The 21,196-nt window shown below is 72.0% G+C and carries 18 protein-coding genes; 5 read left to right on the forward strand and 13 right to left on the reverse strand.

What is annotated here, in order from left to right; all coding sequences use genetic code 11:
* Positions 1–61: 61 nt before the first annotated feature.
* Positions 62–2,152, forward strand: coding sequence for an MFS transporter (locus ACO0M4_RS26340; RefSeq protein WP_430373379.1), 2,091 nt, complete (start codon positions 62–64; stop codon positions 2,150–2,152).
* Positions 2,153–2,159: 7 nt separating this feature from the next.
* Here ACO0M4_RS26340 and ACO0M4_RS26345 read toward each other — a convergent pair whose 3' ends face one another.
* Together ACO0M4_RS26345 and ACO0M4_RS26350 are read right to left on the reverse strand one after the other, a co-directional pair.
* Positions 2,160–2,705, reverse strand: coding sequence for a GNAT family N-acetyltransferase (locus tag ACO0M4_RS26345; protein WP_430373380.1), 546 nt, complete (start codon positions 2,703–2,705; stop codon positions 2,160–2,162).
* Positions 2,706–2,899: 194 nt separating this feature from the next.
* On the reverse strand, positions 2,900–3,220 hold the full coding sequence (locus tag ACO0M4_RS26350) for an antibiotic biosynthesis monooxygenase family protein (protein WP_430373381.1): 321 nt from the start codon (positions 3,218–3,220) through the stop codon (positions 2,900–2,902).
* Positions 3,221–3,480: 260 nt separating this feature from the next.
* Here ACO0M4_RS26350 and ACO0M4_RS26355 point away from each other — a divergent pair, with 260 nt between their 5' ends.
* A complete protein-coding gene (locus ACO0M4_RS26355; RefSeq protein WP_430373382.1) occupies positions 3,481–3,750 on the forward strand; it encodes a hypothetical protein in 270 nt (89 codons plus the stop codon).
* 157 nt (positions 3,751–3,907) lie between these two features.
* Here ACO0M4_RS26355 and ACO0M4_RS26360 read toward each other — a convergent pair whose 3' ends face one another.
* The 4 genes from ACO0M4_RS26360 to ACO0M4_RS26375 all read right to left on the reverse strand — a co-directional run bounded on the left by ACO0M4_RS26360 (position 3,908) and on the right by ACO0M4_RS26375 (position 8,730).
* Positions 3,908–5,047, reverse strand: coding sequence for a DUF2330 domain-containing protein (locus ACO0M4_RS26360; RefSeq protein WP_430373383.1), 1,140 nt, complete (start codon positions 5,045–5,047; stop codon positions 3,908–3,910).
* 166 nt (positions 5,048–5,213) lie between these two features.
* A complete protein-coding gene (gene proP, locus ACO0M4_RS26365; protein WP_430373384.1) occupies positions 5,214–6,695 on the reverse strand; it encodes a glycine betaine/L-proline transporter ProP in 1,482 nt (493 codons plus the stop codon).
* A 474-nt stretch (positions 6,696–7,169) separates the two neighbouring features.
* On the reverse strand, positions 7,170–8,198 hold the full coding sequence (locus ACO0M4_RS26370) for a CU044_5270 family protein (RefSeq protein WP_430373385.1): 1,029 nt from the start codon (positions 8,196–8,198) through the stop codon (positions 7,170–7,172).
* The gene (locus tag ACO0M4_RS26375) at positions 8,191–8,730 is read right to left on the reverse strand and encodes an RNA polymerase sigma factor (protein WP_430373386.1); all 540 of its coding nucleotides are present in this window, start codon (positions 8,728–8,730) and stop codon (positions 8,191–8,193) included. Before ACO0M4_RS26375 ends, ACO0M4_RS26370 begins: the two co-directional genes overlap by 8 nt.
* A 127-nt stretch (positions 8,731–8,857) precedes the next feature.
* Between ACO0M4_RS26375 and ctaD the strand changes: the two genes are divergently transcribed.
* Both ctaD and ACO0M4_RS26385 read left to right on the forward strand, forming a co-directional pair.
* Entirely contained in the window at positions 8,858–10,531 is a 1,674-nt protein-coding gene (gene ctaD, locus ACO0M4_RS26380; RefSeq protein WP_430373387.1) for an aa3-type cytochrome oxidase subunit I, read from the forward strand.
* A gap of 9 nt (positions 10,532–10,540) precedes the next feature.
* Positions 10,541–10,915, forward strand: coding sequence for a hypothetical protein (locus ACO0M4_RS26385; RefSeq protein WP_430373388.1), 375 nt, complete (start codon positions 10,541–10,543; stop codon positions 10,913–10,915).
* Here ACO0M4_RS26385 and ACO0M4_RS26390 read toward each other — a convergent pair.
* Positions 10,887–12,119, reverse strand: a complete 1,233-nt coding sequence (locus ACO0M4_RS26390) for a cytochrome P450 (RefSeq protein WP_430373389.1) — start codon at positions 12,117–12,119, stop codon at positions 10,887–10,889. The two genes, ACO0M4_RS26385 and ACO0M4_RS26390, sit on opposite strands and share 29 nt — an antisense overlap.
* A 279-nt stretch (positions 12,120–12,398) precedes the next feature.
* Between ACO0M4_RS26390 and ACO0M4_RS26395 the strand changes: the two genes are divergently transcribed.
* Complete coding sequence (locus ACO0M4_RS26395) at positions 12,399–13,568, forward strand: steroid 3-ketoacyl-CoA thiolase (protein ID WP_430373390.1); 1,170 nt, start codon at positions 12,399–12,401, stop codon at positions 13,566–13,568.
* A 15-nt stretch (positions 13,569–13,583) separates the two neighbouring features.
* Here the strand turns inward: ACO0M4_RS26395 and ACO0M4_RS26400 are convergent, their stop codons facing one another.
* The 6 genes from ACO0M4_RS26400 to ACO0M4_RS26425 form a co-directional block, all read right to left on the reverse strand.
* A complete protein-coding gene (locus ACO0M4_RS26400; protein WP_430373391.1) occupies positions 13,584–14,456 on the reverse strand; it encodes an ECF transporter S component in 873 nt (290 codons plus the stop codon).
* Positions 14,453–16,078 carry an ABC transporter ATP-binding protein gene (locus ACO0M4_RS26405; RefSeq protein ID WP_430373392.1) on the reverse strand — a complete coding sequence of 542 codons (1,626 nt, stop codon included), beginning with the start codon at positions 16,076–16,078 and terminating at the stop codon, positions 14,453–14,455. Before ACO0M4_RS26405 ends, ACO0M4_RS26400 begins: the two co-directional genes overlap by 4 nt.
* Positions 16,075–17,301 carry a CbiQ family ECF transporter T component gene (locus ACO0M4_RS26410; RefSeq protein ID WP_430373944.1) on the reverse strand — a complete coding sequence of 409 codons (1,227 nt, stop codon included), beginning with the start codon at positions 17,299–17,301 and terminating at the stop codon, positions 16,075–16,077. The genes ACO0M4_RS26405 and ACO0M4_RS26410 overlap by 4 nt, the downstream gene beginning before the upstream one ends.
* Before the next feature lie 50 nt (positions 17,302–17,351).
* Entirely contained in the window at positions 17,352–18,026 is a 675-nt protein-coding gene (locus ACO0M4_RS26415) for an SCO2322 family protein (RefSeq protein WP_430373393.1), read from the reverse strand.
* Entirely contained in the window at positions 18,026–19,381 is a 1,356-nt protein-coding gene (locus tag ACO0M4_RS26420; protein ID WP_430373394.1) for a prenyltransferase/squalene oxidase repeat-containing protein, read from the reverse strand. Before ACO0M4_RS26420 ends, ACO0M4_RS26415 begins: the two co-directional genes overlap by 1 nt.
* 534 nt (positions 19,382–19,915) lie before the next feature.
* Positions 19,916–20,995: an MBL fold metallo-hydrolase gene (locus ACO0M4_RS26425; RefSeq protein ID WP_430373395.1), complete on the reverse strand. Its 1,080-nt coding sequence runs from the start codon at positions 20,993–20,995 to the stop codon at positions 19,916–19,918.
* Positions 20,996–21,196: the final 201 nt, after the last annotated feature.

Here is a 21,196-nt window from a genome sequence, read left to right on the forward strand (position 1 = left end):
CGGGCGCGTACCTGCGCGCCGGTGCCGGGCGTACGAGCCGGACACGAGGGAGACGACGCTCATGGTGCAGGACACCGGTGCTCCTGCCGTTCCCGGCGAGGACCATTCCCGCCGGACGGTCCTCGTCGCGATCGGCGCGCTGCTGCTCGGCTTGCTCATCGCGGCACTCGACCAGACCATCGTCGCCACCGCGCTGCCCACCATCGTCAGTGAACTCGGCGGCCTTGAGCACCTCTCCTGGGTGGTCACCGCCTATCTGCTGGCGTCCACGGCCGCGACGCCCCTGTGGGGCAAGCTCGGCGACCAGTACGGCCGCAAGAAGCTGTTCCAGGCCGCCATCGTGATCTTCCTGATCGGCTCGGCGCTCTGCGGCCTCGCACAGAACATGGGGCAGCTGATCGGCTTCCGGGCGCTCCAGGGCCTGGGCGGCGGCGGCCTGATCGTGCTGTCGATGGCGATCGTCGGGGACATCGTGCCGCCCCGCGAACGCGGCAAGTACCAGGGGCTGTTCGGCGCCGTGTTCGGCGGCACCAGCGTCCTGGGGCCGCTGCTCGGCGGCCTGTTCGTGGACCACCTCAGCTGGCGCTGGGTCTTCTACATCAACCTCCCCATCGGCGTCGTCGCGCTCGCCGTCATCGCGGCCGTGCTGCACATCCCGTCCCGCCGCACCCCGCACCGCATCGACTACCTGGGCACCGCCCTGATCGCCGCGGTCGCCGCCTGCCTCGTACTGATGACCTCGCTCGGCGGCGTCAGTTACCCCTGGGGCTCCTGGCAGACCGCGCTGCTCGCCGGACTCGGCGTCGCGCTGCTCGCCGCGTTCATCGTCGTCGAACGCCGGGCCGCGGAACCGGTCATCCCGCTGCGCCTGTTCACCTCGCGCACCTTCACCCTCTGCTCGGTCATCGGCTTCGTCATCGGCTTCGCGATGTTCGGCTCGATGACGTACCTACCGACGTTCCTCCAGGTCGTCCAGCGGGTCTCGCCGACCATGTCCGGTGTGCACATGCTGCCGATGGTGTTCGGCATGCTGCTCTCGTCGACCGCCTCGGGGCAGATCGTCTCCCGCACCGGCCGCTACAAGGTCTTCCCCATCGCGGGTACCGCCGTGGTCGCCCTGGGCCTGCTGCTCCTGCACCAGCTCGACCCGTCCAGCGGCGTCGCCCTGATGAGCACCTACTTCTTCGTCTTCGGCTTCGGGCTCGGCCTGGTCATGCAGGTCCTGGTCCTCATCGTGCAGAACGCCGTCCCCTACCAGGACCTCGGGGTGGCCACCTCCGGCGCCACCTTCTTCCGCTCCATCGGCGCCTCGTTCGGCGTCTCCCTCTTCGGCACGATCTTCGCCAACCGGCTCGGCCCGCGGATCGCCGACGCCCTCGCCGGAGCACAGCTCCCGCCCGGCATCTCCCCGTCGGCGATCGCCCAGGACCCGCGAGCGATCACCAAGCTGCCGCCCGCGCAGGCCGCCGGCGTCCTCGGCGCCTACTCCGCCTCCATCACCGACGTCTTCCTCTACGCCGTGCCGATCGTCCTCGTCGCCTTCGCCCTGGCCTGGTTCCTCAAGGAGGAGCCGCTGCGCGGCAGCGTCACCGCCCCCGACACCAGCGAGGTCCTCTGCTCCAACCCCGTCGAGCGGTCCTCCCACGAGGAGGTCGCCCGCGCGCTGTCCAAACTCGGCAGCATCGCGGGCCGCAAGGACATCTACGAGAAGATCACCACCCGCGCCGGCCTGGACCTCAAACCGGCCGCCAGCTGGCTGGTGTTGCGCATCCACCACTACGGCTCGGTGGAACCGGCACTGCTCGCGGAGCGCACCCGGGTACCGCTCGGCGTGATCACCGAGGGCGTCCGGCAGATCGAGGAACGCGGCCTGGCGCGACGCGAAGGACTGATGCTGTTGCTCACCGACCACGGTCGGGAGGCCGCGGAGCGGCTCTCCGCGGCCCGCCAGGCATCGCTGGCGGGCCTGCTGGGCGACTGGTGGACCAAGGACCGGCCCACCGACCTCACCGAACTCGTCCAGGAGCTGACGGCGGAACTGTGCGGCTCGGACGAGGAGGAGCCGCACAACGGCGATGCCCGCCCACTGGTACCGCGGACCCCGGCCCACACCCCGCCGCGGTCACCGCAACCACCGGACCTCACCCCATAGCCGCCCCTCACCGGCCGACGGCCGTATCCGCCCCCGCCTCCGTCCCCACGAGCCGCTTCTCGAAGAAGATCTCCGCATAGCGGTCGTCGTGGTACGGGGCGATCTCGACGTAACCGCGCCGCCGGTAGAGGGTGACCGCCTCCGTCAGGTCCAGCCGGGTGTCCAGCCGGATCCGCTCGGCACCCAGCCGGGCCGCGGCCGCCTCCGCGGCCCGCAGCAGTCGGCCCGCGGCGCCCAGACCCCGCCGGTCGGGCCGGACGAACACCTGCTTCAACTCGGCGGTACGGGCATCCAACAGCCGCACTCCGGCGCACCCGACCGGCTCGCCCCCGTACCGCGCCACCAACAACACCCCGTGCGGCGGCATCAGGGCGTCGCTCGGATACTCGGCCACGCCCTCGTCGATCTCCTCCGGCGTCGAGCGGCGCCCCTCGTGCAACACGTAATAGCGGTCGGCGACATCGGTGTAGTACTCGCGCAACAGGGCCCGCGCCACCGCCGATGCGGCAGGTTCGGCGGCGAGGGTCCAGGACGGGGTGGCAGCGTCGCTCATGACGGCCATGTCACGTTGAGGGGCGGCCGGGTGCAACCGATTTTGCCCGCCCGGGACGCCTGACGGGGCCCAGCGCACCGCGCGCCGGCCCGCCGCACGGCGGGTGACCACCGCGGGCCGTCGTCGGCCGGTCGGTGGCGCCTCGGAAGGCGCGCGGTGTCGCTGGGTACGGCCGGGGGCCGCTCGTTACGGAGCTACGCGCCCTTCGGCGCGGCCTGCTGCACGACCTCGAACGACCACACCGTGGACCCGCTGGAGGCCGGCTTCGGCCGGTCGCTGCCGCCCTGGTGAGCGGCCTTCATCGGCCCCTCCATCCACGCCTGGAACGACGCCTCGTCACGCCACCGGGTGTACACGAGGTAGTCGTCGGTGCCTTCGACCGGCCGGAGGAGCTCGAACCACTCGAAGCCGTCCGAACTCTCCACCGCACCGGCGCGCGAGGCGAACCGCTTCTCCAGGGTCTCCCGCTGCTCGGCGGGGACGGTCAGCACATTGATCTTTACCACGCTGGGCACATGACACCTCTCACAAACCGGACGCCTGACTGGCGTCGTCATCTCGATCAGGTGCGTGCAGTTTCCTACATCAGGCAGTCAAAACGTCGTGAGGACGATTCCCGGGCCAGCCCCGAGGCCCGGCGGGAGAAGCGCGAGGCACTGATTCACGGCGAAGGGCTGGGAGTCGGCTGGTTTGTGACGGTTATGCGTCGCGGTGTCGGGACAGGTAACGCCCGCCCCGGACGAGACCCGGGATCCGCGACAGGGAGGACGGGAACATGCCCGCAGGACAGGGTGACAGTGCGGATGGCAGCGCAGGTGCCGCCCAAGAGGGCGGTGTCGGACTCCCGGACGATCTGGCCGTATCGAAGGCGCGGTTGACGGCGGCGCGCGACTACGCGCGGCAGAAGGCGGAGGAGTTGGCGGCGGGGCGGGTCTGGCTCGACGAGGACGGGCGGCGGTTGGAGTTCCCGCCGCTCGGGGACCCGACCCGGGCGCACATCGTGTCGTACACGGTCATCGCGGAGGTTCTCGACCGGGCCCTGTAGTGCCACGTCGTCGTCGGCGGACCGGTACCGGTGCTCCTGGTGGTGCGCACCCTCGCGTCCGGTGCGGAAGGCGGGCCCCGCTCACCCGCTCCGGCTTCCGGCTCAACCGCGTCGTGCCGACCCGGTCGGTGTCAGCCGTTGCGGCGGTCGCGATCGGTCAGGCTGGCGGTGCCGGGGTCCGGAAGTACCGGACCGCCGAGCGGCGCCTGCGGCGGCCGGCGGTCAGGGCGGCGGTGGCCATCATCAGGAGCAGGGCGGCGCCCACGGTGGGGATCCAGAGGGGGATACCGCCGACTTGCAGGAGGGTTTCGGTGTAACGCACCCGCTGGTACGGGGTGTCCGTGGCGGTGCGGCGGAACTCGTGGTCGCCGTCGATGCGTTGCGGCTGCGGGAAGCTCTGGTCGAGGGCGGTCAGGAAGGTGGGGGCGGGGCCGGCGAAGTCGCGGACGGCGTCCTGCGGTGTGATCCGGCCCGCGTAGAGGACGTGCGGCGGTGCGCCGCCGATGGCGTTGCGTGGCTCCATCCGGTGCGGGGCCAGGAGGTAGAGGCTCAGCGTCTGCGGGGTGGTGGCGAGGCGGGAGAGCCGCATGGGGTAGACGGGGCTCTCGGTGGCGAAGGAGAGCAGCAGCGGGTCGAGGGTGCCGGTGAGGCGGGTGCCGTGGTCCGCGGGGGCGAGCCGGACCGCCACGTATTCCCAGTGCTGGTCCACGTACGGGCGGAGGGCGGTGGGCAGTGCCGGCGGCAGTCGGAAGCCGTGGGTGGTGAGCCAGTTGCGCAGCGCGTCGGGGTCGGTGGCGGTCAGTCGGGCGACGTCGAAGGGGCCCAGCCGTTCGCGGTCGACGACGCCGACCGATGCGTCGGTCGGGGGCGGGGCGGCGGCGAAGGAGCCGTCGAAGTCCGCCTCGAAGGGCCAGTCGCCCGTGCGCGGCCAGAAGTAGTGGCGGTGTCGGGTGACCGGGGCGGTGATCTGGTCCAGTTCGTCGAGGAGTTCGGGATCGCCCAGCCGTACGGTGGCGCGGTGCGGGACGGGCATGATCCAGGCGGCGTCCGGGGCGGTGCCGTCGACCGTCAGGCGCATGGCGATCCGTTCGGTGGTGCCGTCCCAGCGCACCGCCGACGTCTCGTGGTGCACCGCCATCGTGGTGCCCGGGCCGTGCACCATCGCCCCGCAGCCACAGGCGTACGCGGGGCGGGCGAGCCAGCCCACCTGCATGGCCAGCAGCACCAGGACCAGGCACAGTGCCCGCCGGCGCCCCGCCCCGCTGCCCGTACCCGTCGTTCCTGCCGCCACAATCATGGTGGTCCCCTGTTCCGTGCCCGGTGATCCCACGATCGCCAGGGTCACAGACGGGACGGGCGGTGTCACCGGTTCCCCTTTTTCGCCCGCTGCCCCCTACGACGGACGGCCGGCCGCCGGACCTGGAGGGGTCCGACGACCGGCCGTCGCGCGGGTCGGGTGTGGCTCAGCGGGCCGCGGCCGCCGCGGTCAGCTGCCGGGCCTCGGCCTCGGTCTCCACCGCCGGCGGCGAGCCGGGCAGCGGCTTGCCGGCGCTCTCCGACATCAGCAGGACCGCGATGCCGCCGATCACGGCCGCCGCCATCATGTAGTAGGCGGGCACCATCGTGTTGCCGGTCGCGCCGATGAGGGCGGTGACCACCAGCGGCGTCGTGCCGCCGAACAGCGACACCGAGATGTTGAAGCCGATCGACAGCGAGCCGTAGCGCACCTTGGTCGGGAAGAGCGCGGGCAGCGCGGAGGGCATCGCGGCGGTGAAGCACACCAGCAGCAGGCCGAGCGTGCCGGTGCCCACCGCGATGGCGGCCAGCGAACCCTGACGGATCAGCAGCAGTGCGGGCACCGACAGCACCAGGAAGCCCAGGCAGCCGGCGGCGATGACCGGGCGACGGCCGAACCGGTCGGACAGCTTGCCCACGAACGGCTGGACGCACATCATCGCGACCATGACGACCAGGATGACCAGCAGCCCGTGCGTCTCGTCGTACTTCAGCTCCGAGGTGAGGTAGCTCGGCAGGTACGACAGCAGCATGTAGTCGGTGACGTTGAAGACCAGGACCAGGCCGACGCAGAGCAGCATCGCCCGCCACTGGCCGAAGATCATCTCGCGCAGCCCGATCCGCTTCTCGACCTCGCGGCGCGCCTTCTCCTTGGCGTGCGCCTCCTTCTCCAACCGGGCGAAGGCCGGGGTCTCTTCGAGGCGCATCCGCAGGTAGAGGCCGATGATGCCCATCGGGCCGGCGATCAGGAACGGGATCCGCCAGCCCCACGAGTGGAGGGCGTCGGTGGACAGCAGCGCGGTCATCAGCGTGACCAGGCCGGCACCGCCGACGTATCCGGCGAGGGTGCCGAACTCCAGCCAGCTGCCGAGGAATCCGCGCTTCTTGTCGGGCGCGTACTCGGCGATGAAGGTGGAGGCGCCGCCGTACTCACCGCCGGTGGAGAAGCCCTGCACCAGGCGGGCGAGGAGCAGCAGGATCGGTGCGCCGACGCCGATCGTGGCGTAGGAGGGGATCAGGCCGATGGCGAAGGTGCCCGCGGCCATCATGATCATGGTGATGGCGAGGACCTTCTGGCGGCCGATGCGGTCGCCGAGCGGGCCGAAGAACATTCCGCCGAGCGGTCGCACCAGGAAGGCCGCGGCGAACGTGCCGAAGGTCGACAGCAACTGCGCGGTCGGGTTCCCGGACGGGAAGAAGACGTGGCCGAGGGTGACCGCGATGTAGCTGTAGACGCCGAAGTCGAACCACTCCATCGCATTGCCGAGGGCGGCCGCCGATACCGCGCGCTTGACCATCGCGGGGTCGACGACGGTGACCTCGCCCGGTGTCTGCTGCTGGGGGGCCGTCTGCTGCGGCTCGGGGGCGGCGCCGGTGCTTTTGCCGACGCCCGTACGGGACCCGGGTGCGAGGGGGGACTGCGTCGGCACGTGTTCGCTCGCCTGCGCTCTCTGGGACGACTACATGGACATGCCCCGCCATGGCATGGAGGGGCAAAGGTCGACCATACGGGCAGACCGGGTCATCACGGACGGTGCGCGGATGACTGCATAGTCACCCGCCTACCCCCTCCTCGCTGGGCAAACGTGCATCGGCGAACTTTTTTACGGGGCCGCTGTTTGTGATCCATCTCGCGGAGATCGACCGCAACCGCAGGTGGATTGTGGTCTGCGTCACGCGAGGGCCGGTGCCCCGGGCGTGTTCATTCGCATACGGAAACGGCGCGGCGGTGCACCGGGCACCACCGCGCCGAAGGATCGTCGCGTCCCTCCAGGATCGACCACGGGACGGCACCCCGCCACTCGGGCGGCCACACACCGCGACCCGACGACTTCGCGCGCTTCCCTCAGGACCCCTACTTCCGGTGTCCGGTCGTTTACTTCCGGTGTCCGGGCGCGGAGGCGTCACGACATCCACGCCTCGTAGGACATCACCTGGCCCGCGGTGATCCGGAAGTCGGGCAGGTCCTTGGTGAAGGTGATCTCCGTGCCCAGGAGTTGGCCGGTGCGCGGATCGAGGATCACCATCTGCCGGGTGGCGTCCATCGCGCCGTCGGGCCCGTCATGCACGAACGCCTGCCCGCGGCGGCCCAGTCGGTCGGTGACCGCGCCGGCCGGCCGCAGGCCCTCGGTGTCCGCCAGCATCCGCACGATCGCCGCGGTCTCCCGCGGCCCCGGCGTCCACTCCTGACGGTACGAGGAGAGCGCCATCAGCAGTTGCGGGACGGCCGACGGATCATCGCCGTCGCGGTTCGCCGCACCATAGAGGGAGGTGAGCAACGCCCGCAGCGCCGTGGGGTCGGTGGGGGGCTTCGTCCGGGCGGCGAGGCCGTCGTGCGGTGCGCCCGACCCCGCCGGGTAGGTCGCGCGGTGCAGCACCTTCCCGTCCCTGACGGTCCGCCAGCGGCCGTCGTCGTCGTGGATGACCGGGCGGCCCGGGTGCTGCGGGTCGGTGGCCACGACCAGTTCGGAGCCGCTGCCGTCGGCGTTCCACCGGGTGATGCGTTCCTCGGGGACGGTCACCGGGGACGCCGCGTCCGGGCCCGTCCCCATGGACAGGCTCCAGCTCTGTAGGTGGCTGCCGCGCCGCGGCCCGTCCTGGGGGCCGGCGGTCCGGGCCCGGGCCTGCGCGAGGCGGGCCAGCCCGTCCAGCGAGGGCGTGGCACCGGCGGCCTGCGGGACGAGCGCGGCGGGCGCCGCGACGGCCCGGCTGCTGCCGGCGTCGGTGAGGGTGAAGGCGAGCACCGCGACCAGTGCCAGTACGGCCGCCTCGGCGCGCAGCACCAGACGGCGACGGGCCCGCCGGGTGCGGGTGTGGTGCAGCAGGCGGTTCAGGCCGCGCTCCGCGGTGGCGTCCAACGGGCGGTCCCGCCAGCGCGCTGCGCCGGCCGGCACCAGGTTGGCCGCCCGCAGCAGCTCCAGTTCGTCACTCATTGCCGTCGCCTCCTGCTGATACGGACACGGTGGTCCGGGTGCGGTCGATCTCCGTGCGGAGGCGGCGACGGGCCCGGTGCAGCCGCATGGCCGCCGCGCTCCGACCACAGTCGAGGGCCACCGCCAGCTCCTCGACGGTCAGTTCCTCCCAGGCGGTCAGCCGCAGCACCTCCTGGTCGCCGGCGGACAGCCGGTTCAGCGCCTCGTGCACCCAGGAGCCGGGCCGCTCGGCGTCCGGACTCGCGACGGTCTGCCGGCCGTGCGCCGCCTCGTGGTTGCCGAGCCGGTGCAGCAGCCGCCGGTAGCGACCGATCCCGCGCACCGTATTGGCCAGGCAGTTCCGGGCCACCCCGTACAGCCAGGGGAGCGGCGCTTCGGGGAGTTCGGCCCGGCGCCGCCACGCTATGGAGAAGACGTCCGCCACCACCTCCTCGACCTCGTGTGCCGGGGCGTCCAGCCGCCGCGCCACGAAGCGGCTGACCGCCCAGTAGTGCGCGCGATAGGCATCGGCGAAGGCGTCGTCCGTGCTCATAAACCCCCTGTGTCCGGCACCGCCCCGATCTTCACACCCCGGTGGCGTGAGACTTCGCACCCCTGCGGGAGGCCGCTCGGGGGCCGTCACCGGTGACGTTCCACGGCGAGGCGGACACCTACGGGGCATGAAGCTCCCCGCACTGTCGTCACCCGCGGCCGGGTCCGCCGCGCAACGGCCCGGCGCGGCGCGGTCCACCGCGCCGCGGAACCCGGTGAAGTGGCTGACGACCACCGACCACAAGACCATCGGCACGCTCTACCTGGTGACCGCCTTCGCCTTCTTCTGCATCGGCGGCCTGCTGGCGCTACTGATGCGCGCCGAACTCGCCCGCCCTGGCCACCAGTTGCTATCGAACGAGCAGTTCAACCAGGCGTTCACGATGCACGGCACGATCATGCTGCTGATGTTCGCGACGCCGCTGTTCGCCGGTTTCGCCAACTGGATCATGCCGTTGCAGATCGGCGCGCCCGACGTGGCGTTCCCGCGGCTGAACATGCTCGCCTACTGGTTCTACCTCTTCGGGTCGCTGATCGCGGTGGGCGGATTCCTCACGCCGCAAGGGGCGGCGGACTTCGGCTGGTTCGGGTACGTACCGCTCTCCGACGCCGTGCATTCGCCCGGTGTCGGCGCCGATATGTGGATCATGGGTCTGGCCTTTTCCGGCTTCGGCACGATCCTCGGCGCGGTCAATTTCATCACCACCATCATCTGTATGCGCGCCCCGGGCATGACGATGTTCCGGATGCCGATCTTCACCTGGAACGTGCTGCTGACCGGTGTGTTGGTCCTGCTCGCCTTCCCGGTGCTGGCCGCCGCGCTGTTCGCCCTGGAGGCGGACCGTAAATTCGGCGCGCACATCTTCGATGCGGCCAATGGTGGCGCATTGCTCTGGCAACACCTCTTCTGGTTCTTCGGCCATCCAGAGGTGTACATCATCGCCCTACCATTCTTCGGCATCATTTCCGAGGTCATTCCGGTCTTCTCCCGGAAGCCGATGTTCGGTTACATCGGTCTGATCGCCGCGACGATTTCCATCGCCGGTCTTTCGGTGACGGTGTGGGCGCACCACATGTATGTGACCGGCGGTGTGCTGCTGCCGTTCTTCTCCTTCATGACGTTCCTGATCGCCGTGCCGACCGGTGTGAAGTTCTTCAACTGGATCGGCACGATGTGGAAGGGCTCGCTGTCCTTCGAGACGCCGATGCTCTGGGCCATCGGCTTCCTGATCACCTTTGTCTTCGGTGGTCTGACCGGTGTCATCCTGGCGTCGCCGCCGATGGACTTCCATATCTCCGACTCGTACTTCGTCGTGGCCCACTTCCACTACGTGGTCTTCGGCACGGTCGTCTTCGCGATGTTCGCCGGCTTCCACTTCTGGTGGCCGAAGTTCACCGGCAAGATGCTCGACGAGCGGCTGGGGAAAATCACGTTCTGGACGCTGTTCATCGGTTTCCACGGCACGTTCCTGGTGCAGCACTGGCTGGGCGCCGAGGGCATGCTGCGCCGCATTCCCGACTACCTCGCCGCCGACGGATTCACCACCCTGAACACCGTTTCGTCCATCTTCTCGTTCCTGCTGGGCATGTCGATCCTGCCGTTCCTCTACAACGTCTGGAAGACCGCTAAGTACGGCGAGAAGGTCGAGGTGGACGACCCGTGGGGCTACGGCCGTTCGCTGGAGTGGGTGACGTCCTGCCCGCCGCCACGGCACAACTTCACCTCGCTGCCGCGCATTCGTTCCGAATCCCCGGCATTCGACCTGCACCACCCGGACATCGCGGCCGCGATCGAGGCGTAAGGACATTCCATGGCCAAGGAGATCGACGGGGGAGAAGACCTCCGGACGGCGGAGACGATCAACGAGATCGAGGGCTATCTGCTGTGGGAGGCGGAAAAGGAGCGGGCCCGCAGCAAGGCGGCGGAATTCTGCGACCGGCTGCCCTGGCTCACCGACTCCCAGCGGGAGGACGTCGTCCGGCACTACTGCCAGGAGCAGCGCGAGGCGTCCCGCTCCTATCTGGAGCGCATCGCGGTCCGCAGCGCCACCCTGCGGACCGCATACGAGGACGCCTACCGCGCGCTGCGGCGCCGACTGGTGGTGGCGCTGCTGAGTGTCGGCGTCCTGGAGGTGCTCACCCTGGCGGTGCTCTCCCTCAGCGGTAGTGCACCCGGAGTTCCTTGACGCCGTTGAGCCAGGCGGAGCGCAGCCGTCGCGGGTCGCCGGCCAGGGAGATCCCGGGCACGGCGTCCGCGAGGGCGTTGAAGATCAGGTTGATCTCCAGTACGGCCAGCGACTTGCCCAGGCAGAAGTGCGGGCCGCCGCCACCGAAGCCCAGGTGGGGATTGGGATCGCGGGTGATGTCGAAGACCTCGGGGTGGTCGAAGACGGACGGGTCGTGGTTGGCGGAGGAGTAGAAGATCCCGACCCGCTGGCCCTTCCTGATGTGCGCGCCGCCCAGTTCGGTGTCCTGGGTGGCGGTGCGCTGGAAGGAGACCACCGGGGTCGCCCACCGCACGATCTCCTCGGCGGCGGTCGCCGGTCGCTCGCGCTTGTAGAGCTCCCACTGGTCGGGGTGGGTGAGGAAGGCGTGCATGCCGTGGGTGATGGCGTTGCGGGTGGTCTCGTTGCCGGCCACCGCCAGCAGCAGCACGAAGAAGCCGAACTCGTCGGAGCCGAGGTTCCCTTCGTGCTCGGCCGCCACCAGCCGGCTGACGATGTCCTGTGCCGGGCACTCCTTGCGGGCCGCGGCGAGGTTCATCGCGTACGAGATCAGCTCCACGGCCGCGTTGGCGCCGACCTCTTCGGTGATGGCGAGTTCCGGGTCGTCGTAGGCGATCATCTTGTTCGACCAGTCGAAGATCCGGGTCCGGTCCTCCTGTGGGATGCCGATGAGTTCGGCGATCGCCTGGAGGGGGAGCTCGCAGGCGACGTCGGTGACGAAGTCGCCGGAGCCCTTGTGCCGGGCCTCCTCGACGATCCGCGCGGCCCGGTGGCGCAGCGCCTCCTCCAGGGCGCGGATGGCCCGCGGGGTGAAGCCGCGCTGCACGATCTGCCGGACCCGGGTGTGCTCCGGCGGGTCCATGTTCAGCATGATCAGCTTCTGGACCTCGATCTGGTCGCGGGAGATGGTCGGATTGAACCGGATGATCGAGGTGTTGAGATTGGCCGAGAAGACCTCCGGTTTGGTGGAGACCTCCTTGACGTCCTGGTGGCGGGTGACGACCCAGTAGCCGTCGTCGTCGAAGCCGGCGATGCCGTGCGGCTGGGCGTTCCACCACACGGGCGCGGTCTGCCGCAGCCGTGCGAACTCCGGGAGCGGGACCCGGGACTGGTAGACGTCGGGGTCGGTGAAGTCGAACCCTTCGGGCAGCGCGGGGCAGTGCATCGGCGACTCCTGGTCCAGCTGACGTCGGACGCCCTGAGGGTACCGTCGCCCGACCCAAAGGTCTGACGGCCCATCAGATGCAGGTCGGCGGTGAAGGTAGTAACGAGTTCTACAAGTGGCAAGGGTCACGGCAACGCCTCTTGTGCACAAGTGCGTTGCAGCCCCCTTGCGCCACGCCGGACGGCTCACGAGACTGTTCGCAGAACTAGAACGCGTACTAGTTCTTCCCTCCGTGGGCGTCGGGACGCCCACGGACGCGAGGAGAGGACGAGTTGAGTCATGGCCGCGGAACCCGTCATCGTCGAAGCCGTACGCACCCCCATCGGCAAGCGCGGAGGTGCGCTCGCCAACCTCCACCCCGCCTACCTCCTGGGCGAGACGTACCGCGAACTCCTCGCCCGTACGGGCATCCAGCCCGACTGCGTCGAGCAGATCGTCGGCGGCACCGTCACCCACGCCGGCGAACAGTCCATGAACCCCGCCCGTAACGCCTGGCTCACCATGGGCCTGCCCTACGAGACCGCCGCCACCACCGTGGACTGCCAGTGCGGCTCCTCCCAACAGGCCAACCACATGGTCGCCAACATGATCGCGGGCGGTGTCATCGACATCGGCATCGGCTGCGGCGTCGAAGCGATGTCCCGCGTCCCCCTCGGCAGCGGCTCCAAGCACGGCCCCGGCAAACCCTGGCCCGACGAATGGAACGTCGACCTGCCCAACCAGTTCGAGGCCGCCGAACGGATCGCCCGCCACCGCGGCCTGACCCGCGAGAACGTCGACGCGCTCGGCCTGCTCTCCCAGGAACGCGCGGCCACCGCCTGGGCCGAGGAACGCTTCAAGCGCGAGACCTTCGCCGTCCAGGTCCCCACCAGCGAAGAAGAGCAGGGTGCCGGCCAGGGCATGTGGCGCCTGGTCGACCGTGACGAGGGGCTGCGCGACACCAGCATGGCGGCGCTCGCCGACCTCAAGCCCGTCATGCCCACCGCCGTCCACACCGCCGGCAACTCCTCGCAGATCTCCGACGGCGCCGCCGCCCTGCTGTGGGCCTCCAAGAAGATGGCCCGCGCGCTCCGCCTCAAGCCCCGGGCCCGCATCGTCGCCCAGGCACTGGTCGGCTCCGACCCGCACTTCCACCTCGACGGGCCGATCGACGCCACCCGGGCCGTCCTGGGCAAGGCCGGCATGTCCCTCAAGGACATCGACCTGGTCGAGATCAACGAGGCGTTCGCCTCCGTCGTGCTGTCCTGGGCCCAGGTCTTCGGCCAGGACCTGGAGAAGGTCAACGTCAACGGCGGCGCCATCGCCCTCGGTCACCCCGTCGGCGCCACCGGCGCCCGCCTCCTGGCCAGCGCCCTCCACGAACTCGAACGCCGCGACAAGGAGTTCGCCCTGATCACCATGTGCGCGGGCGGGGCACTGGCGACCGCGACGATCATCCAACGGCTGTAGCGCCGATCCGACGGATCAGGGTCGGGCAGGCCCCTGGGGCCTGCCCGGCGGCCCGGCCGGATCCGTGATCGCCGCATGATCCGCGAACGCCACCGGCGCCTCGAACGCCGCCCGACGCGTCGCCCGACGCAACGCCTTCAACACCGTGCCGCCCAGCGTCAGCGTGAGCACGACGGTGACCACCGCCCGCGGCAGATCCCACCCCAGCGACGTGGCCAGGCAGTACGCCAGATAACGCGCCAGATTGGCGGAGAGCGGATCGCCCGGCACGAACGAGACGCCCGACGCCAACCCCCCGATGTACGGCCAGCCCTGGAGGTTCATCACCAACCCGTAGCCGACCGACGCCACCGCCCCGTACCCCGCCAGCAGCACCAACTCACGACGGCCGCGCCAGCGGTCCGGCCCCAGCAACAGGCCCGCGCCCATCGCCACCCACCCCATCGACAACATCTGGAACGGCATCCACGGCCCGACGCCACCGGTCAACAACGCCGACGCGAACATCGCCACCGACCCCAGCACAAAACCGAAACCAGGACCCAGCACCCGCCCCGACAACACCATCAGGAAGAACATCGGCTCGATGCCCGCGGTCCCCGCACCCAGCGGCCGCAGTGCGGCCCCCGCCGCGGCCAGCACACCGAGCATGGCGATCGCCTTGGCATCCAGGCCGGCGTCCGCGACGGTCGCCACCACCGCAAGCAACAACGGCAACAGCGCGGCGAACAACCACGGCGCGTCCTGGGAATGCGCCAACCCCGAACCGGAACCGGCCAACAACGGCCACCCGAAGGCCACCACCCCGATCGCCGACACCAGACACAGCGCCGCCACCGACCGCGGACCGAGCCGGACCGCCCGCACCTGCCGACCGGCCGCCGTCACGCCGGAGCCCCGTCCAGCGAACGGGCCACCTGCGCCACGGTCAGCCACGGCAGCGGCGCCAGCACCTTGGCGACCTGCGGGGCGAACGCCGGGGAGGAGACCACCACGTCCTCGGTCGGACCGTCGGCGACGACCTCCCCGTCCGCCAAGATCACCACCCGGTGCGCCAACTCGGCGGCCAACTCCACGTCATGGGTGGCCAACACGCACGCCTGCCCCTCGGCCACCAGCCCCCGCACCACCTCGACCAACCGGGCCTTGGCTGCGTAATCCAGCCCGCGGGTGGGCTCGTCCAGCAGCAGCAACGGCGGCCGCGCGGTCAACACCACCGCCAGCGCCAGCGCCAGCCGCTGTCCCTCGGACAGATCCCGTGGATGCGCCGCATCCCGCACCCCCGGCAGCAAGCGGGTCACCAGCTCCCGGCAACTGCCCTCCGGGGCGCCCGCGTCCCGGTCCGCCGCGACGCACTCGGCCGCCACGGTGTCCGCCGACAACAGATCACGCGGTTCCTGGGGCACCAACCCGACCCGGCGGAGCAGATCCCGCGGCCGGGTCCGGTGCGGGGCCGCCCCGCCGACCCGTACCGACCCCGACGACGGCTGGTGCATCCCCACCAGCGTGCGCAGCAACGTCGACTTCCCCGCCCCGTTGCGCCCCATCAAGGCGACCGTCTCGCCCGGCCGGACCGTCAGCCCGACACCGTGCAGCACCGGCGTCCGGTCCCGATGGACACCCAGCCCCGCGACCGTGGCGACCGGCTCGGCGTCCGCCACCGGCGCCGCCGGACCGGGGGACGGTGCGGCCACCGCCGACAACCGCTCCCGCAACGGCGCCGCCTTGCGGCGGGCATCGCGCACCGACAGCGGCAACGGCGACCAGCCGGCCAGCCGACCCAGTTCGACCACCGGCGGCCGCACTGGGGACGCGGCCAGCACGCCGGCCGGCTCACCCATCACCGGGGCCGCACCCGGTCCCGGCAGCAGGATCACCTGGTCCGCGTACTGCACCACCCGCTCCAGCCGGTGCTCGGCCATCAACACCGTCGTCCCCAGGTCGTGGACCAGCCGCTGCAACACCGCCAGCACCTCTTCCGCGGCCGCCGGGTCCAGTGCCGACGTCGGCTCGTCCAGCACCAGCACCTTCGGGTGGGCGGTCAGCACCGAACCGATCGCCACCCGCTGCATCTGCCCGCCCGACAACGTGCCGATCGCCCGGTCCCGCAGCTCGGCCAGCCCCAGCAGGTCCAAGGTCTCCTCGACCCGCCGACGCATCACGTCCGGCGCCAGCCCCAGCGACTCCATGCCGTAGGCCAGCTCGTCCTCGACGGTGTCGGTGACGAAGTGCGCCAGCGGGTCCTGGCCCACCGTGCCGACCACATCGGCCAATTCGCGCGGCGGATGGGTCCGGGTGTCCCGCCCGTCGACGGTCACCCGACCGTGCAGGGTGCCACCGGTGAAGTGCGGCACCAGCCCGCACACCGCGTTCAACAAGGTCGACTTGCCGACCCCGGACGGGCCGACGAGGAGGCACAACTCCCCCTCGGGCACGGTCAGATCGACCCCCTGGACGGCCGGCGCCGCGGCGTCCCCATAGGTGACCGAGACCTGCTCGAAGCGGATCACTGGGTGGGCTCCTTCGTGAACGGATCGGGGGCGGGGGCGGGGGCGGGGGAGGGGGCGGAGCGTCGGGCCGACGCGGCGGATGAGGCGGATGAGCCGGACGGGCCGGCCGAGGCGGATGAGCCGGACGCGCGCGCCACAGCGGACGGGCCCGACGAGCCGGCCGAGCCGGACCGTCCGGTCGGCGCGCCGCCCCCGGCCCGCACCGGAACCGGTGCCACCACCGCCGGCACCAGCCCCACCAGCAACGACAACGCCGGCCACAGCGGCAGCACCGGCGCCGTCAACGGCACCGCCGACGGATGCAGCGCACCCGGCGCGTACCCGTTCGCCGCGATCATCAACGCCGCCACCGCGACCCCCGAACCCGACACCAGCCAGGCCCGCACGCCCCACGACTCCGGCCGGTAGCGGGTCCGCACCGACCGACGGCCCCCCAACCACAGCCCGGCCAGCGCCGCCACCAGCCCGACCAACAACAGCGGCAGCCCGTAGCCCCCGCCGGAATCACCCAACAATCCGTACGTCCCCGCACACACCCCGAGCAGCCCGCCCAGCGTCAGCATCGAGGTCAACCGCCGCACCGCCGGCGGCACCTGCGCGGTCCGGCCGTACCCACGGGCGTCCATCGCCGCGGCCAACGCCACCGACCGCTCCAACGCACCCTCCAGCACCGGCATCCCGACCTGGAGCAGCGCCTTCACCCCGCGGTCCGGCCGGCCGCGCAACCGCCGCGCCGCCCGCAGCCGCTGCACGTCCGCCACCAGATTCGGCGCGAAGGTCATCGCGACCACCACCGCCACCCCCACCTCGTACAGCGCACCGGGCAGCGACTTGAGCAACCGGGCCGGATTGGCGAGCGCGTTCGCGGCCCCCACACAGATCAGCAGGGCGGCCAGCTTCAGCCCGTCGTACAACGCGAAGACCATGCCCTCCGCGGTGACCCGGCCGCCCACCCGGACCCCCTTCGCCCAGTCCGGCAGCGGGAGTTCGGGCAACGTCACCAAGGTGTGCGTACCCGGGATCGGCGACCCCAGCACGAACGCGAAGACCAACCGGATGCCCAGCACCACCAACCCGAGCTTGACGAACGCCCCGTACGACCGCGCCCACGGCGCATCCGTCCGGCGCACCGCCACGACATAGCCGGCCACCCCCGCCAGCAGCCCCAGCAGCAGCGGATTGGTGGTCCGGGACGCCGCGGTCGCCAGGCCGAGCGCCCACACCCACCAGGCGCCCGCGTGCAATGCGGTACTCCGGGTGGCCCGCGGCGCGCTCATCCGCGCCGCCGGCGCGCCTGCCACACGCCGGTCGCGCCCAGCACCACCACGGCCCCGATCCCGCCGACCAGACCGGCCGACGGCCCGCCGTCATCGTCCTTGCCGGCCGCGCGCGGGGCAGCGGGCGTCGCCGTCGGCTCCGCCCCGCCACCGCTGACCTGCTCCGCACAGCCCGACCGCGGATAGCCCGCGATCCCGCACAGCAGCGCATCGGCGTCGTACCGCAGCGGCTTGGCGACCGCGGCCAGCGCCTCGCCAGCCGAGGCGTCCGCCGGCACCTGGGCACAGGCCGTCCGCCCTGCCGGCGGACGCTCACCCGACGGTGCGTCCGCCGCGGTACCGAAGTCGATCACCACACCGACCCGCTTGGACCCGGCACGGGCCGGGGTCCGGTCGCAGAGCGCGGCGAAGTCCGGGGCGGTACGCGGGCCGGCCGCCTTCGCCGAATCCACGCTCACCGTGAAGCGGAACCCCACGACGGCGCCGTCGGCCGGCCGCGCGGTGCCGGGCCCCTCCGTGGCGTACGCCCACGCGCCGGCCGCACCGCCCGCGGCCGGCCTGCCGTCCCAGAAGGACCAGTACCGGTACTCCTGCGCCTGCGCGGGCCCGGCCCCCAGACCGGCCACCGCGCCCGCCAGCAGCAGCACCCCGGCGGCCCGCCGCGCCCGCATCACAGCCCGGTCTTGTTCTTGTTGCGGCCGCTGATCAGGAAGCCGATGCCGGCGCCGATGGCCAGCCCGACGCCGATGATCCACCACGGTCCGATGCCACCGCCGCCGTCAGCGTCCTTGGCGTCCTTGGCGTTCTGTCCTGAGGCCGGCGACGGCGCACTGCTGCCGGCCGGCTCGGGCCCGGTGGCGTTGAGCGCGGCCACCAGGTCGGCGCCACCGAAGGACCGCGGGTCGGTGCCGGTGGCGTGCGCGGCGAGGATCAACTGCGCGTACGCGGCCGGGCCGTGCTGCTTCGCCCAGCCCGCGGCGTTCTTCTCCAGCCACCCCAGCGGCTTCTGCGCGGCGGCGGCGTGCCCACCGGCCGCCAGCGCGACCACCGCGTCCGCGGTGTTGCCGACGTCGGGCTGCTGCTCGGCGCCCGGCATCGCCGAACGCAGGTGCTGGCCGCCGGCGTCCAACTGCCCGACCAACCAGCCGGCGCCGCCGTCCGCGACCGCCGCCCGGGCATCCGCGCCACTGCCTGACACGCCGCCCTTCGCACAGTCCAGCGCCTTGACCGGCTGGTCCGCGTCCTTGCCCGCCGGCGCCACGACGAAGCCCTTGCCCAGCGCCGCGGTGATCGCGGCGGCGGTCGCGTCGGCGTTCGGCGCGGCGTTCTTCAGCTGGAAGGTGAACGCCCCGCGCTCGGCTTCCTTCGCGTCACACCCCAGTTGGAACCCCAGCAGCGCGCCGTACGGTGTCCTGCCGCCCTTCGCGGTCACCGACTCCGGCTTCGCACCCGTCGCGGCGAGCGCCCCGATCACCACGGCCGTGGAGTTGGCGTCACTCTCCGCGCCGCCCTCCCCGCCGGGCATCGAACTCCAGCCGCCGTCCGCGTGCTGGACGGACTTCAGCCACCCCACGGCCTTCTGCACCGCGTCGCCGTGCCCGCCGAGCGCGGTCAGCGCCTGGACCGCGGCGGCCGTCTGGTTGGTGTCCCGCATCGTGCCGGCGTCGCACGCCTTGCCCGGATCGGCCCGGAACGCCGCGAACGCGCCGTCGGCGCACTGCTGGCCGGCCAACCAGTCCACGGCGGACGCCGCCGGGCGCACCCCGACCGTGTGCTGCGCCAGCAACGCCAGCGACTGCCGCCACACGCCGTCGTACTGCGGATCCGCGCTCCCGTACAGCCCCTTCGGCAGCTTCTGCTGCGGCGGGGCCGCCGGGCCGGCGGCGTGGGCGGCGGGGGCCGCGGCACCGGCCAGCACGGCGGCGGTCGCCACGGCGGCCAGCGCCGTGGCGGCGCGGCGCGCCCGGGGGGCGGCGGAGTGCGGCTGCGGCTGCGGCGCGGGGGCGGGGGGAGCCGTGGGGGCCATGCGGGCCATCGGATGGGTGCCTCTCGGGTCGGTCGGGTCGCGGCGGGGTACGAAGCCGAGCCGCGCTCGGGTGACCGCCCGCGCGCACCGTCGGGGTGCGGCGGGGTGGCACCGGGCTCAGCTCCGTATACCTCGACGGTGCCGCGCACCGGCCGGCCGCACGCGCGGCGGGTCCGGTGGCGGGAGCCTTGGTCGTGCCCCACCGGGTGCTCCGGCTCGCAGGGCCGCGCTCGGGCGGCCGCGCTCACGGATGGGGGTGCCCCCGGGCTTGAGCGAAGCCGAGAGCTTGGGGGAGGGTCAGCGCCGGATTTCCACCGGCTTCCCCCGATCGGGTACGGATGAAGTTGTCCCGCACACTTTAACGCCGGCGCCGACGGCGAGGGGTCCCGCACGGGGCGGCCGCGGTGGCGCCGGGTGCACCGTGCGGGCCGTGCCGGTCTACGGCGGTCGCGAACGGCCACCCCGCCCGCCGCCACGACGCGCACCCGGGAACCCGCCGGGTCCGGCGGCGTGCACCACCCCACGGGACAGGCCCTACACCGCCACGTAGCGGGTGGGGGAGGAGCCGGGGACCGGCTCGGCGTGGCCCCGTTTGATCAGGTGGCGGAGGTGGGCCTCGGCCTCGGAGACGGCGATGGTGCGGGAGGCGGGCGGGATCTGCTCCCAGGGGCGGTTCCACTGCATGGACACGGCGAGCTGCCAGGCGGTGCGCGGCTCACGGAGCAGCGTGCGGAGGTCGGCGAGGCGCTCCTCGTGGTGGGCGATCAGCTCCCGGACCCGCCCGGCCGCGTCCGGGAAGGCGTGCTGGTGCGCCGGCAGCACCTCGGCCGGCGCGAGGCGGGCGATGCGTTCGAGGGAGTCGAGGTAGTCGCCGAGCGGGTCGCCCCGGTCGAGCAGGTCGGGGGCGACGTCGTCGGGGTCCTCGTACAGGCCGATGTGCGGGGTGATGCCGGGGAGGAGGTGGTCGCCGGAGAAGAGCCGGCCGAAGCCGGTCGGGCGGGTCGGGGCGGGGGCGTCCTGCTGCGCGGGGTGTGCCTCCTCCAGGTGGAGGCAGACGTGGCCGGGCGTGTGGCCCGGTGTCCAGATCGCGCGGATGCGGCGGCCGGGGAGGTCGAGGAGTGCGCCGGGCTCGATGGCCCGGTCGGGCAGCGCGGCCCGCCGCCCGGGAAGCTTCCGGCCGCGTCCGGCGGCGCGGGCGGCCCGTAGGGGCTCCAGGTGGTCCTCCGGCGCCCCGGCCGTGGCGAGCTTGCCGAGGAGGTAGTCGAGCCACTGCCCCGGTTGGGCCGCGCGGCTGCGCCGGACCAGTGCGGCGTCCGCGGCGTGCATGGCGATCCACGCGCCGGAGGTCTCCCGCACCTTGGCGGAGAGCCCGTGGTGGTCGGGGTGGTGGTGGGTGATCACCACGCCGTGCAGGTCGGTGGGTTCGAAGCCGCAGGCGGTGACGCCGGCGGTGAGGGTGTCCCAGGAGTCCGGGTCGTCCCAGCCGGTGTCGATGAGGACCGGGCCGCGGTCGGTCTCCAGGAGGTGGACGAGGGTGTGGCCGAGGGGGTTGTCCGGGATGGGGACGGCGATGCTCCATACCCCGCCCTTGTGGTCGATCACCTGCGGTGCCATGGGTCCCGCCCCTTCCTGTGCCGTTGTCGCCTCAACTATAACTAGAACGCGTTTCATTAACAGGGTGACTGCCCGGTCGGCGGCGGGAGTTGGGATTCGCGTAGTGGGCGTGGACTCCGCGGGGTGGAACTGATATCAGTTCTGGTGATGCGTGATTCTGATGGAGCGTCAGAAATCGTTATCCGTCGAGAGCGTGATCCG

The sequence above is a fragment of the Streptomyces sp. RGM 3693 genome (genome assembly GCF_050471125.1).
Lineage (GTDB): Bacteria > Actinomycetota > Actinomycetes > Streptomycetales > Streptomycetaceae > Streptomyces.

Coding starts and splice junctions, on each gene's coding strand:
- ACO0M4_RS26340 (WP_430373379.1), top strand. CDS start 62: ATGGTGCAGGACACCGGTGCTCCTGCCGTTCCCGGCGAGGACCATTCC.
- ACO0M4_RS26345 (WP_430373380.1), bottom strand. CDS start 2,705: ATGAGCGACGCTGCCACCCCGTCCTGGACCCTCGCCGCCGAACCTGCC.
- ACO0M4_RS26355 (WP_430373382.1), top strand. CDS start 3,481: ATGCCCGCAGGACAGGGTGACAGTGCGGATGGCAGCGCAGGTGCCGCC.
- ACO0M4_RS26360 (WP_430373383.1), bottom strand. CDS start 5,047: ATGATTGTGGCGGCAGGAACGACGGGTACGGGCAGCGGGGCGGGGCGC.
- ACO0M4_RS26370 (WP_430373385.1), bottom strand. CDS start 8,198: ATGAGTGACGAACTGGAGCTGCTGCGGGCGGCCAACCTGGTGCCGGCC.
- ACO0M4_RS26375 (WP_430373386.1), bottom strand. CDS start 8,730: ATGAGCACGGACGACGCCTTCGCCGATGCCTATCGCGCGCACTACTGG.
- ctaD (WP_430373387.1), top strand. CDS start 8,858: ATGAAGCTCCCCGCACTGTCGTCACCCGCGGCCGGGTCCGCCGCGCAA.
- ACO0M4_RS26385 (WP_430373388.1), top strand. CDS start 10,541: ATGGCCAAGGAGATCGACGGGGGAGAAGACCTCCGGACGGCGGAGACG.
- ACO0M4_RS26390 (WP_430373389.1), bottom strand. CDS start 12,119: ATGCACTGCCCCGCGCTGCCCGAAGGGTTCGACTTCACCGACCCCGAC.
- ACO0M4_RS26395 (WP_430373390.1), top strand. CDS start 12,399: ATGGCCGCGGAACCCGTCATCGTCGAAGCCGTACGCACCCCCATCGGC.
- ACO0M4_RS26415 (WP_430373393.1), bottom strand. CDS start 18,026: ATGCGGGCGCGGCGGGCCGCCGGGGTGCTGCTGCTGGCGGGCGCGGTG.
- ACO0M4_RS26420 (WP_430373394.1), bottom strand. CDS start 19,381: ATGGCCCCCACGGCTCCCCCCGCCCCCGCGCCGCAGCCGCAGCCGCAC.
- ACO0M4_RS26425 (WP_430373395.1), bottom strand. CDS start 20,995: ATGGCACCGCAGGTGATCGACCACAAGGGCGGGGTATGGAGCATCGCC.